Origin of the sequence: Fictibacillus enclensis, assembly GCF_001457035.1 — a bacterium.
Lineage (GTDB): Bacteria > Bacillota > Bacilli > Bacillales > Fictibacillaceae > Fictibacillus_C > Fictibacillus_C enclensis.
In genome coordinates, this window is sequence record NZ_KQ758617.1 from 1,607,122 (window position 1) to 1,620,089 (window position 12,968).

Annotated in this window: 13 protein-coding genes; 4 read left to right on the plus strand and 9 right to left on the minus strand. The window is 46.0% G+C overall.

Features of this window, described 5'->3' with window-relative positions:
• Positions 1-86: 86 nt before the first annotated feature.
• The 8 genes from AS030_RS08250 to AS030_RS08285 all read right to left on the minus strand — a co-directional run bounded on the left by AS030_RS08250 (position 87) and on the right by AS030_RS08285 (position 7,513).
• Positions 87-1,313, minus strand: coding sequence for a sensor histidine kinase (locus AS030_RS08250; RefSeq protein ID WP_061970392.1), 1,227 nt, complete (start codon positions 1,311-1,313; stop codon positions 87-89).
• A 39-nt stretch (positions 1,314-1,352) separates the two neighbouring features.
• Positions 1,353-2,123, minus strand: coding sequence for a response regulator transcription factor (locus AS030_RS08255; RefSeq protein WP_061970395.1), 771 nt, complete (start codon positions 2,121-2,123; stop codon positions 1,353-1,355).
• Positions 2,124-2,249: 126 nt separating this feature from the next.
• Positions 2,250-2,663 carry a GlcG/HbpS family heme-binding protein gene (locus tag AS030_RS08260; protein WP_338082307.1) on the minus strand — a complete coding sequence of 138 codons (414 nt, stop codon included), beginning with the start codon at positions 2,661-2,663 and terminating at the stop codon, positions 2,250-2,252.
• A 21-nt stretch (positions 2,664-2,684) separates the two neighbouring features.
• The gene (locus AS030_RS08265) at positions 2,685-2,984 is read right to left on the minus strand and encodes a glycerol dehydratase reactivase beta/small subunit family protein (RefSeq protein WP_061970400.1); all 300 of its coding nucleotides are present in this window, start codon (positions 2,982-2,984) and stop codon (positions 2,685-2,687) included.
• Entirely contained in the window at positions 2,974-4,809 is a 1,836-nt protein-coding gene (locus AS030_RS08270; RefSeq protein WP_061970402.1) for a diol dehydratase reactivase subunit alpha, read from the minus strand. The genes AS030_RS08265 and AS030_RS08270 overlap by 11 nt, the downstream gene beginning before the upstream one ends.
• Before the next feature lie 2 nt (positions 4,810-4,811).
• Positions 4,812-5,234, minus strand: a complete 423-nt coding sequence (locus AS030_RS08275; RefSeq protein WP_061970405.1) for a diol dehydratase small subunit — start codon at positions 5,232-5,234, stop codon at positions 4,812-4,814.
• On the minus strand, positions 5,234-5,818 hold the full coding sequence (locus AS030_RS08280) for a propanediol/glycerol family dehydratase medium subunit (RefSeq protein WP_061970407.1): 585 nt from the start codon (positions 5,816-5,818) through the stop codon (positions 5,234-5,236). The genes AS030_RS08275 and AS030_RS08280 overlap by 1 nt, the downstream gene beginning before the upstream one ends.
• A gap of 12 nt (positions 5,819-5,830) precedes the next feature.
• The gene (locus AS030_RS08285) at positions 5,831-7,513 is read right to left on the minus strand and encodes a propanediol/glycerol family dehydratase large subunit (protein WP_082635740.1); all 1,683 of its coding nucleotides are present in this window, start codon (positions 7,511-7,513) and stop codon (positions 5,831-5,833) included.
• 250 nt (positions 7,514-7,763) lie between these two features.
• Between AS030_RS08285 and AS030_RS08290 the strand changes: the two genes are divergently transcribed.
• Genes AS030_RS08290 through AS030_RS08300 form a run of 3 tightly spaced genes read left to right on the plus strand, consistent with a single transcriptional unit; the run spans position 7,764 to position 11,804 of the window.
• On the plus strand, positions 7,764-8,222 hold the full coding sequence (locus AS030_RS08290) for a MarR family winged helix-turn-helix transcriptional regulator (protein WP_061970410.1): 459 nt from the start codon (positions 7,764-7,766) through the stop codon (positions 8,220-8,222).
• A gap of 16 nt (positions 8,223-8,238) precedes the next feature.
• The gene (locus tag AS030_RS08295; RefSeq protein WP_061970412.1) at positions 8,239-9,963 is read left to right on the plus strand and encodes an ABC transporter ATP-binding protein; all 1,725 of its coding nucleotides are present in this window, start codon (positions 8,239-8,241) and stop codon (positions 9,961-9,963) included.
• On the plus strand, positions 9,960-11,804 hold the full coding sequence (locus AS030_RS08300; RefSeq protein ID WP_061970414.1) for an ABC transporter ATP-binding protein: 1,845 nt from the start codon (positions 9,960-9,962) through the stop codon (positions 11,802-11,804). Before AS030_RS08295 ends, AS030_RS08300 begins: the two co-directional genes overlap by 4 nt.
• A gap of 73 nt (positions 11,805-11,877) precedes the next feature.
• On the opposite strand, the gene AS030_RS08305 is transcribed toward AS030_RS08300, so the two are convergent.
• On the minus strand, positions 11,878-12,201 hold the full coding sequence (locus AS030_RS08305; RefSeq protein WP_061970416.1) for a winged helix-turn-helix transcriptional regulator: 324 nt from the start codon (positions 12,199-12,201) through the stop codon (positions 11,878-11,880).
• A gap of 132 nt (positions 12,202-12,333) precedes the next feature.
• On the opposite strand from AS030_RS08305, the gene AS030_RS08310 reads away from it, so the two are divergent.
• Positions 12,334-12,870 carry a GNAT family N-acetyltransferase gene (locus AS030_RS08310; RefSeq protein ID WP_061970418.1) on the plus strand — a complete coding sequence of 179 codons (537 nt, stop codon included), beginning with the start codon at positions 12,334-12,336 and terminating at the stop codon, positions 12,868-12,870.
• The last annotated feature ends 98 nt before the right edge of the window (positions 12,871-12,968 follow it).

Below are 12,968 nucleotides of genomic sequence, written 5' to 3' on the forward strand. Positions count from 1 at the left end.
CGTTGATGCTGCAACGATTTCCGCTGTTTGCTTCAGTTTTTCCTTATCGACCTTGTCCAGGGTATCTTCAGGCGTGTGATACCATGCTAAATTTCTACAAATCTCAACATTGACAGCGGAAGTTCTATATTTACTTTTGTTCCTCCATGTTCTCGTTTTCTAATATCCGCTATGCCCCATTGCATGCCAAAACCGTGTTTTAATCGCTTGTCAACATTCGCCAAACCGATTCCTGTCGTCTGCCTCTGTTTTTCGGAAGGAAGTGACCGGGTCTGATCCCCAATGCCAATACCATCGTCCAAAATTTCTATGATAACTTTATTGTCAGTTTGATAGGCATGCAGTGAAATATGTATCGGTTCGCCTGAGGGCTCAAAACCATGCACAATGGAATTTTCAATGATGGGCTGGATGGTGAAAATCGGGACTTGCATGGTCAACAAGGACTTATCCACTTCCAGCTGAAAATCAATTTTATGGCGGTAACGTGTTTGCTGGATTAATAGATAGTTTCTGACATGCTCGATTTCTTCTTGAAAGGGGACGTATTGTTCGGTATTTTTCAGGCTGTAACGAAGGATTTTAGCCAACAGGTAGGTGACTTCCTGAGTTTGCTCGGCTTGCTCCATATAAGCGATGCGGGAGATCGTATTGAGTGTATTGAATAGAAAATGGGGGTTAATCTGTGATTGAAGAAATTTAAGTTCTGTTTCTTTCAGATCGCGTTCCAGCTGAGTTCTGCGCTGAAGCTCCTTAACCAATTTGTCGCTTTTACGAGACAGCTCCTTTTTCGTCAAATAGGCATCACAGATTTTTACGATATGATTGGCAGTAACAAAGAGTAATTCGGCGATCGCTTCAATTTCGCTTTTCTTCTTGAAAAGCAGTTGATTGTAATGCATCCCTAGCTCCTCTGTGTTCAGGTCCAATTGATCCTTGTCCATTCTCATATCGGAAATGGTGTTCAATTCTGTTTCTGTCATTAAGACCTGACCGCAAAGAATGGCGCCCATGTACCTTCCCCGCAGCACGATAGGCGCCGCAAAATCTACCAATCCGGAATGACAGCGATGAAGAACAGGGCGCTGGCGCTGGGCAGCCATTCTTCCAACATTTTCGTCTGAAAGCATGCAGCGGCGGAAGCCTTCGGGAGAAGAGCGGACATATCTACAAAAGCTTGTGAAGTTGCTGGCTTCGGTAATGGGCACACCTGTATCGTCACAAATCAAAACGGCGACACTGGTCGCATCCGCAAACTTGTTTTGGATTTCCTGCAATATACTGACATCCACCAAATCAAGCAGCTTTTTCACATCTGTCACTCCTTGTTATTGAAATGTTCAGTCTCTTTTTTACATGATTCTATCATAAGGAAACCGATTTCGTTTTTCCTTGCGTAAGCTTTCATGATAGGTACGGTATTTTTTTGGCGGCACACCCTCAAGCTTGCTGAACACCCTGGAAAAATAATTGATGTCAGTAAAGCCGCATTGCTGGCTGATTTCTGTGATAGAGGAATGGGACTGGATTAACAGCTCTCTTGATTTTTCAATCCGTTTTTGCGTAATGTAGTCAGTGACCGTTTTTCCGGTTTCTTGTTTAAACAGCCGGCTTAAATATTGAGGATGGAGAAAAACATGGTCAGCGAGCTGCTTTAAAGAAAGTTTTTCGTCTAAATTCATCCGGATATACTCAGTCACCGACTGTATGGCATCACTCGCGTCTTCTTTATATACCATGCTTACAGCATGAAGGCCCATCTGTTCGGTTATTTTGGATAATGAAGCCAGAATTTCTTTTGGACTTACAGGCTTTAACAGGAAATCCTCGACCCCTATTTTTACCGTTTTGACGGCGTAATCAAAATCGTTATATGCCGTCAGTATGATAATTTTCACCTGTGGGTACTGATCCTTCATTTCTGCAGCAGCATGGATGCCATCCATCACCGGCATTTTTAAATCCATAATGACGATATCTGCTTGCTCATTCCTCATCTGATCTAAAGCAGCCCGTCCATTTTCTGCTTCAAAACACCGGTCAAACTCGAGAGAGCTTTTGGAAACAATATCAAGCAATACCTCCCGTTCCAACGGCTCATCGTCAACGACCATGATATTCATTGAGTCACCGCCTTTTAAAGGTTTTCTTTTTTTAGTATCTATGAAAGCGGATACAATTACAAGATAAACGGTTCATCACAAAAAGACCAATCCAGCTTCCGAATTGGTCTCTTGTCAACTTTTTTATCACGCCATAACCAATGCATCAGCGACAGCTTCGGCCACTTCAATGTCCTGACTTACCGACCCGCCGGAAACACCAACCGCGCCGATAATTTCATTCCCGGACACTAAAGGAATTCCTCCACCAAAAATGATGACCCGTCCACTGTTTGAGGTGTTTATTCCAAAAAGCTCCCCGCCGTTTGCACATGTTTCTGCGAGTGCCGCAGTAGGTTGTTTAAAAGCGACAGAGGTCCATGCCTTATTTAATGAAAGATCCACACTTACAAGAAGCGCATCATCCATGCGGTGGGTGGCGATGAGATTTCCGCCGCCGTCCACAACGGTAATCACCATGGGTACACCAAGTTCCTGCGCTTTTCCTTCACCTTGTTCAATCATGGATTTGACTGTCGATAAAGTAAGTTTTTCCATCATATCCTCCTTATTCTCTTAACGTTATTCAAGACAAAGTGGAAGGCCTTTAACCAATCTGGCCGCATTTTTCCCTCCCCACCGCTCCTGGCCCTCACTTCCGTTCAGATAACTTTGGCCATCGGGAAGTTTTTCATGAAAAACCATGAACTGGTTTCCTTTTACCAGAATAGAAATAGGCAGGGAGGATGAAAGTTTTTCAGATTCTGCTAAAATTCGGTATGGAACCCCCTCCTCCTCCAAACCCGCGCATAATTCTTTTAACGAGATGGAATGAGAAACGTTTTGACGAACGATAGGGACAAACACCTCTTTAAGATCCATTAGCCACCCCTTCGGTTACAGATAAAATAAGTCCTGTGGCAACTGCATTTCTTGGTCCCTCTGTTCCTCTCGTATTGGCAAAGCCGGCAACGATGGAATATTTGGACAGCTCTTCGGTAATCATTTGCGGGATTTCAAAATCCAGTGCAGACCCGCCAAGCATTACAACAAACGAAAGATGACGGAGATTTTGGGTAGGCGACACTTTTTCCAGGGCTCTCAAGGCGTTAGTTACAAAAACCTTTCGTTTGGCTTCCCGGCGTACATGGCGGATTTTCTCAAGACTGTCCCGTATGGGCAATGGCGTTAGTCCGCTATCCTCACGTATAACGACTTTGCCATACGTCTCAGGAGCATATGGTGTTTCCGTAAAGGAAATAGTCCCATCCTCAAGCTGCATATGAAAAAGGCTGATCACTTTTCCCAAAGGATACTTCTTTATTTTTTCAGCCAGATCAGCGTCTTCCAGCGCCAATTCTGACTTAATGACCAGGGTGACCATGTCACCCGCCCCTGCAAGGTGTGTTGTCGTTATTTGTCCTTTATGGTCAATGGAGGCAGCATCTGTTGAACCTCCACCCATATCAAGGATGACCAGAGGCTGTTCTGTTCCCGGTGTTGTCAATGCTCCGCGCATCGCCATTTCCGCTTCAATTCCTCCGACCTCCACCTCAACGTCCAATCGCTGTTGAAGCAAATCAGCTACTTTATGAACAGAGAGTTTTTCTGTTTTTACCATGGAAGCCAGGGCAACGCCTTGTTCCATGGCAATTTCTCCAGCCATCGCACCACTAATGGAAGTCGGTATTCCTGCATCCACCGCCAGCATGTCTGAAATATGAATGTCATTGGCATCCTGACCCGTCAAATTTGCCAGGTCCTGTCTGAGACCGTTCAGCATTCCGCCAACGTTCGTACCCATTTCACCCTGAACATCGACCAGATCCCCAATGTTCTCATAGGCTTTCATAATCCTCTCCGCTCCATCGTTGATCGGAACAGAAACTGAATCCTTGTCTCCTACTAATGTAATGTTGCCTGCTTCTATTTTTCGTTCCACAATTTCACCCTGAGGTGTCCGGATCACAACCGCAGAACGGATGCCGACCAGAGATTTGGCCACTGGTGCAATCTGCCGTGTTTCTTCCGGGCTCAAACCGAATACGGTCGCAAGTCCATAGGGGTTGGAAAGCATTCGGATCACATGCCCAGAGAGCGCCACCTCTACTGCAGCCAGCTTGTGAAGCGGAACTTTTTCAATGAAGTCCACTTCATCCACAATAGGGATTTTCTCCTGCAGCCGGTTATGAACCAGTACGCCATCATCCTTTTGGATGATTGCTCCTTTCACGGAGATTCCGTCCTTTATACATCGGTTGATCATATAGGCCACCCATTCGTAATCAAAGGACTCTGGAACGACCACAATAAAATCTTTATCTCTTCTTTGATCCGGCAGCTCATCAATCATGACGGTTTCTCCCACACCGATCCCTCCGCCACCTGGTGTATCGGGATTATGGCCGATCATGGATGATTCAGTAATAATGGTTTCACTGATCAGATCCATCGCAAGGTCTCCAATTACAGGCACTGCATCATTCAACCGGATTCGTGATAAATCCGAAACTTTGATACCTGCTTTTTCCGCGGCTTTTTCCAGACAGGCGACAATCCCATGGATATTCTCAGCCGTCCCTTTTACACCAGTTGTAGGAACAAGGTGCTGAGACAGAAACAGAGGATCTCTATCGCCCACCTCCGCAATGGCAATCTCGGTCGTGGAGTTTCCAATGTCAATTCCGGCAAGAATATCTTTTGCCATCGTTACTCTCCTTCTTGCCGCAGAATGCCCCGTCTTTCGTAAACTTCTGCAGCTTCCCGTACGAGCTTTGCATTTTCTGCTGCCTGGTACTCGTTTTCAAGCTCATCGGCAATTTGCAACAGCTCTCCTTTTGTGGAACGGTTAGGTCGTAATGCACTATAAATTTCCAGTATGCGCTGGTCCGATAAGTTGATGAGTTCAGCAGCGCGCCGGAAATTTTGCCCCAGCTGATCGCGGTGAAGACTTTCGGCGATCTCGGCATGCATGGAAAGTGTTTCGGGGCTGATCCGCATGTCCTTGCTCGTAATCTCACCGTTTATCGCCGCTTCGAGTGTGAGATCCTCCAATTTTTTTTGCGTTGGAGTGTAGATTAACTCTGACCGCTTTTGTCCTAAAGGATAATCTGCTTTTGTTAAACCTGCCATCAGTTTGCCTCCTCCTTGATTGAAAAGTTCCATTCGACTACGACCGGCTTTTTGTTTTTAATCACCTGCTCAGCTTCCCGTAAATGAAGCAGGGCAGCAATCGCCTGATATCTGGGACGTGCCATTTGATCATTGACCGAAGGTACAGGGTCGACACTTTCACCGAGAGCATAAAGCGCGGCATTTTTTCCAATCGCGCGGTAGGTTTCCAGCGTAATCGACGGGGATTGCGGAAAGAGCTCCAGGTTGCTCAGGGGATCCAGGTCTTTTTGATGAATAACGGTCGTGCCTCTGGATTGCAGGCCGATTCCGATGCCTGAACCGCTGAGCTTTGCTGCCTGGTGGCCCATGAACGCCAAATCTGCTGTATGGTAACTCCGAATAATGCGGGGAAGCGCTCCTTGCTCTTCAATGCCTGAAATGATTTCTCTGAGCACCTTGCTGTGATCGACTTTCACAATCGTTTTATTGAGTTCTTTTCCAAAAGCAGGAGAAATCGCAATAACCACTTCGTTGGCATTTGTTCCTTTTTGTGCCGTTTCTCCGTCATTCAGATTCATGAGTATTTCAAACGTGCCAATCATGAGCTTCCCTCCTTAATAATCGCTGGGACTGATCGCCTGGCGGATATTTTTGATTTCTTCCCATCGCTCCCCGCCCAATCGGTAGCCTGTTCCCGGTCCTTTGTAATCGTTTTCATCATTAACCGCACTCAACACTACATTTTGCGCATTGATAATCGCAGAAGTATGCAAATAATCACCTGCTACTTTATGCTTCAGCATATTGAAGATCCGTTCCGCCGTTTGCTGGTAGCCTCTTTTGGCAAGGATGAGGGCTACCTGAAATCCAGTAATCTCTTCCGTTAAGATCCGCTCTGCCGCCTTCAAATCTTCCACTACATTGCGTTTTGGCATATCCGCACTGCTGTTGGCATAGGTTGCCGCTTCGACTTCTTCATCCGTGATCCTCGGAAAACCCAACTCTTCAAAGATCGCCTGCATGGATTTCGCTGCCTGATAGCGGACATTGATAACGTCCGTTTCCTCTACAGGTTTCAGTCCGCCGTCAACCATCATGTCCCGCTGAATGATAAGATAGTCGTCAATATCCGATGAGTCCATATTGGAGCCGGCAAACATATCATCACTATTGGGCACTGCACTAAAGCCGGAGAAAATAAAATCGGTGCCTGGCAGCATTTGACAGAGCATTTTGGCGCTTCGCCTGATTTCCGAATGGGAGAATGTCTGGTCATTTCCCGAGGCGACTTCAAGATCGAACATAGTTGTGGCCAGGTTTTCCGCCAGGACCGCCCGCAACCCGCTCGGCACAGCCGCAGGAATACCGATACAGCTGATGGACCCGTTTTGCAGCCCCTGAACACCGGCGCCCTTTGCCATCATGACACAACGGACTTCAAGGTAAAGCATGGACTTCCCTTCCGCCCCTGCCATTTGCACTTCTGAACCAGTTCCGGACGTAAAGCGCATTTTTGCGCCTCTTGAAGCATAGGCCGATGCCAAAAAGGACTTGGACCACGGCGTGTCATCTCCATCCATAAAGACAGATTCCGTTCCGTAAATGGAAATGGTTTCGGCATAGGTGGTAAGCCCCAGCATGGCCAGCCGCAATTCCGTTGCTTCCTCAAGCGCATCCTGTGTCAAGACTCCGCCTCTTGCGGTCTGTGAACCTACGAGCAAGGCTAGTGCATTAAAAGGAGCGTACCGAACAATGCCGACCGTGGTCTCCTGTTCATCAAACCCGAGAATTCCAGCTTCTGCCGCATCGGCAGCCATCAGGATCGGATTGTCACGAACATTGGTTACGTGGCATTGGTTAGCCGGGGTTTTTCTTGCTCTCATTTTCTGCAAGGCCATCATCATTTCAACGACATTCAGCTGGTTCAGCACTTCCACCACTTTAGCCGGTGTCATTCCCTTAACGATCGAAATCATTTCAGAACGGGAAACATGAATGTCCACCAGTTTTCTGGCAATCTCGATACTTTCCATTTTCATAACTTCTCCTGCTGTCGACACGTCGATCGTGTAGTCCGCAATGAACTGATCCAGCATATCAAAGTCTTTTCGCTCTTTGCCGTCCATTTCGGTAATCTTGCCGTTTTCTATTGTTAACGACGGGTCTGGATCATGAGGACTGGACATGGCAACAAATCCCTGGTCCGGCCATTCCTTTACAAAGCCGTCTTTGTTAACCGGCCGCTCTTCAAGCACTTTAAACCGCTTGGAACGCTTTTCTGTCATCGTTCGATTCATGCCAACAACTCCTTCAAAAGTTTAAATTTTCTGTATCTTTATTCTACAGCGGTAAAAAAATGCAGTCTTTGAAAAAAAGCTACTTTCTTTTGGATTTATAAAACCTTCTGTCTTAATTTTAGGAGAATCATAACCTTTCCTATTGTTCCTTCAGCCTATTGACTGTGCAAGACGTTGGAGGTAACGTATAATAGTTCATAGATGAACTGTTCTAAAATGAACAGTTAATAAACAGAAGGAAGGGTCGTTCATGGAATTTGAAACACTGCACGCCACCCGGTCGGTTCAGCTTCTCCGCTCTTTTTGGAATGTGCAAAAAAATGTGATGCGGATTGTCCAGCGGACAGCAGCTGATAACGGCTTGTCCGTGCCGCAATATACCATTTTGACCGCCATGATTCTTCATAAGGAACTAACTCAGAAGAATCTTGGAGAAAAGACCTTTTTTCCAAAAAGTACACTTAGTCAGTCGGTGGATGCTTTGGTTCGTGAAGACTTGCTCCATCGGCAGCCGGTCGAAGATAACCGACGGGAAATTCAGCTTTCCATTACCGAAAAAGGAAAGAAACTATTAAAAACCATTCATGAGCAAAAAGACGGCATCCACCAGGCTATCGGGGAGGCAGTTCAAGGTCTGGAAGATGACCAGTTTCATAACCTTCTAAAAACACACCTGCATATTGCTCAGCATCTTGAAGAAAAAGAGTAAAGGAGGAAAATGCCCAATGATAAAAATACTAAAAAACTTAGCGACCTATAAGTGGATGGTCGCCTCGGTGTTTGGATTGATTTTCATCCAATCCATGTCAGACCTGTTTCTGCCCACTCTTATGTCAGACATTATCGACAAAGGCGTTGTTCCCGGTAAGTTATCCTACATCTGGGAAGTCGGAGGCTGGATGCTCCTTGTCTCAGCGGTTGGTGCCCTGGCTTCGGTTACTGCAAGCTATTTTTCTTCCAAAGCGGCCATTGGCCTCGGGCGTGACATTCGACTGAAGGTGTTTGAACACGTGGAACGTTTCTCATTGCATGAATTTGATCAGGTAGGAACCGCTTCCCTCATTACGAGAACGACGAACGATATTACCCAGGTGCAGCAAGTGGTTATCATGATGCTTCGTATGGTGATCAGCGCCCCCATCATGCTGGTAGGGGGCATCATCATGGCTGTCTCAAAAGATGCCAAGTTGTCTTTGGTCATTGTGGTGACTCTTCCCGTGCTGGTCGCCTCCATCCTGCTGATTTTATACAAAGCAGTTCCGCTTTTTAAAACAGTGCAGAAGCGGCTGGACCGTCTGAATCTGGTCCTTCGGGAAAATTTAACGGGCGTTCGGGTGATTCGGGCGTTTAATCGTGAATTCGAGGAAAAGAAACGTCTTCAGCACGCGAATAAAGACCTCAGGGATGTCTCGATCCAAGTAAACCGGATTATGGCCTTTATGATGCCAGTTATGATGCTGGTTATGAATTTGACCATCGTCGGCATCATTTGGTTCGGAGGCATGAGAATAGACAACGGCACCATGCAGATTGGTGACTTAATGGCTTTCACACAGTATGCCATGCAAATTATGTTTGCCCTCGTCATGTCATCGATGATGTTTGTCATGGTTCCGCGCGCAGCCGTTTCGGCCGGCCGGATCAATGAAGTGCTGAACATTCAGCCGGCAATTGAGGATAAGGGTGCAGAACGGGCAGACGCTGAGCCGGGAACTCTTGAATTTGATCGGGTTACCTTTAGCTATCCAGGTGCCGAGGAACCCGCTCTCTCCTCCATCAGTTTTAAGGCACAGGCCGGAGAGATTACAGCCATCATCGGCGGAACCGGGTCCGGGAAATCCACTCTGCTTCAATTGATCCCGCGCTTTTATGAGTGTTCAGAAGGAACCATCCGATTGAACGGTGTAAACATTGAAAATGCCACGCAAGACGAAATCCGGTCGAAGATTGGATTTGTTCCGCAAAAAGCAGTCCTTTTTACTGGAACGATTGCTGAAAACATCTGCTATGGAAAACCCGAAGCTTCTCATGGAGAAATCCGGCATGCTGCAGAAATCGCTCAGGCTGAAGATTTTATCCTCAAGATGAAAGACGGCTTTGAGTCCAGACTGGAACAAGGTGGCTCCAACCTGTCGGGAGGACAAAAACAAAGACTTTCCATCGCACGGGCAATCGTTCGAAAACCGGACATTTACTTATTTGACGACAGCTTCTCAGCACTCGATTTCAAGACAGACGCCAGGTTAAGGGCTGCGCTTAAAGAAGAAACCAGAAACTCCACCGTCTTGCTTGTGGCACAGCGCGTCAATACCGTAATGGATGCAGACCAGATCATTGTTCTTGAAAAAGGAAAAATAGCTGGTATGGGAACACACGAGGAGCTTCTGGAAACCAATGAGGTTTACAGGGAAATCGCCCTGTCCCAGCTCACTGAGGAGGAAATTGCATGAGCAGGCAACAAGGCGCAATGGGCCACGGCCCTGGCGGAGGCAGCATGTTAATGATGGGCCAGAAGGCAAAAAACTTCAAAGGAACACTCCTCCGCCTTTTATCCTATTTAAAACCGCGAAAACGAAAACTGGTCGCAGTCTTTATCGCAGCTATTATTAGTACCGTTTTTGTGATTATAGGACCGAAGATTACGGGTAAAGCCATTACGGTATTGTTTGAAGGAGCCTACGGAAAATTTAAAGGCATACCCGGAGCTGCCATTGACTTTGAAAAAATCGGACAGCTGCTTCTCATCCTTGCAGGACTCTATGTGCTCAGCAGCCTTTTTAATTTTCTTCAGCAGTATTTAATGTCGACCGTGTCTCAGGACACCGTGTTTGACCTCAGGCGGGATGTTAATCAGAAACTAGAAAAGCTGCCTCTCAAATACTTCGACGGACGGCCAAACGGAGAAACACTGAGCCGGATGACCAATGATATTGATTTGATCGGAAGCACGCTTCAGCAAAGTTTGACACAGTTCATTACTTCCATAGTGACTATCCTCGGAATTATTATCATGATGCTTTCGATCAGTCCCCTGCTCACACTGATTTCCATTGTAAGTCTCGGGCTGTCCATGTTTGTTATCCGTCCTATTCTGAAACGGTCTCAGAAACATTTTGCAGACCAACAAAAGACGTTGGGCCAATTGAACGGCCATATTGAAGAAATGTATACCGGGCATCAGGTGGTGAAAGCGTTCGGTTATGAAAAAGCGGCCATCTCGCAATTCAAAGGGATCAATGAAGAACTGTACCGTGCGGGAAGCAAAGCACAATTTATTTCCGGAATCATCATGCCTATGATGTTCTTTATCGGGAATTTAAGCTATGTACTCATCAGTGTGATCGGCGGGTTCCTGGTCACCAAACGCGCGATCTCCATTGGTGACATACAAGCCTTTATTACGTATTCCAAACAATTCACACAGCCTGTGACCCAAACCGCCAACATCGCCAATATCATTCAATCGACGGTGGCTGCTGCTGAACGGGTCTTTGAACTGCTGGATGAAGAAGAGGAACAAAAAGAACAGACAGATACGGTTTTGAACCGAACGGAAGGTGCTGTCCGTTTTGAACATGTGGACTTTGGTTATGGAGAATCATTGCTGATTGAGGATATGAACATCGAGGTAGCTCCCGGCCAGACAGTGGCAATTGTCGGACCAACAGGTGCAGGCAAAACGACCCTCATCAACCTCTTGATGCGATTTTATGAGCTGAATGGCGGAAAGATCGAAATTGATGGAACAGATACGAGGAAGATGCCACGATCTGAACTCCGGCGCAAGTTTGGCATGGTTCTTCAAGATACCTGGCTTTTTCATGGAACGATTAAAGAAAATATTGCTTTTGGGAAAACAGGAGCAACCGATGAAGAAATTATCATTGCCGCCCGGACGGCGCATGCAGACCATTTTATCCGCACTCTACCTGAGGGATATGAGACCGTGTTGAATGAAGAAGCGTCCAATATCTCACAAGGGCAAAAACAGCTCTTAACCATTGCCCGAGCTGTTCTGGCGGACCCGCCCATCATGATTCTTGATGAAGCGACTTCCAACGTGGATACAAGGACAGAAATTTATATTCAGAAAGCCATGAACCATTTGATGAAAGGGCGCACCAGCTTTGTGATTGCCCATCGCCTGTCGACCATTAAGGATGCGGACCTGATTCTCGTCATGGACCAGGGTAAAGTGATCGAACAAGGAACACACGAAACGCTGCTAGCAGCAGACGGTTTCTATGCCGATCTGTACAACAGCCAGTTTTCGGAAAAAGAAGCCGGATAAACCAGAAGACTCCCTTGCCGATGCAAGGGAGTCTTTATCTTTGTCCCAAATTTTTTTCAAAATGCCTATTTGCCTATTTATTTTGCATGGCTTTTCCCCACTTCGCCAATGATTCAAGAGATGGAATCAAAGCTTCTCCATCCTTTGTCAGTGAGTACTCCACTCTCGGTGGAATCTCCATATATTGCTTGCGAAGAATCAATCCCTGGTTTTCCATTTCTCTTAATGACTGAGATAACACCATATTGGTTATGCCATCTATTCTTCGTTTGAGTTCGTTGTAGCGCAAGATTTTTCCGTTCCATAACGCCCATATGATCGGAAGCCGCCATTTGCTGCCAATTAAAGTCAGGGCGAACGTTAACGGGCAATCTTCTTTTCTTTTATACTGTTCCACGAAGCACTATACCACCCTTTACTCAGTTTTTACTGACTTACTCATAAAATACAGCATACTTGTTTTCCATACTGGCTGTATTATGATTATATCGTAGCTTTTTTAATTTGAGAAAATGAAAGGGTGAAAGATATGAAGTTAACCTATGAGATTTTGCCGGCTGATCAGGCTGTACAATGCAGAGAGTTATGCAATGAACTGATGATCTACCAAAAGTCCAAGGCCGTGATCAAGCCGGAACTCTTTAACACCATGAATTTTGAAACAAGGATGCTCCCTTCCATCGAGTCGGCTCTTCATAATCACCTCGTCGCCGTGAAGGATGGAGATGAGATGATTGGCTATGTTTATACCAATGTTTCTCCCAAGACCGCGTATTCCAATGACTTTGCCACGTTCTTTGATTTGAATTCTGTTTCGGGCGATCAAGTCGGCTGTCTTTCCCAATTTTATATAAAAGACGGCTTCCGCCAATATGGGATCGGCTCGAAGTTATTTGAAATGTCCATGGAATGGCTACGGCAATTTAACCAGGTTGAAGATTTGTTCATTTATGTTTCAAATGGAAACAAAAACGCGCTTGAATTTTATCAGCGAAAAGGTTTTGTCGTGACTCATGATATATTGGGCGGCTTTATTACTGTGTTGCGAAACAGAAAATGTCGATAAAACCCCGCTGTTCGCTCTTTTCAAAAAGTACATATCTTCTTAATTGAAGAAAATACTAATGTTTTACGCAAAAAGGGGATGCCTGAAGGTCAATTTTT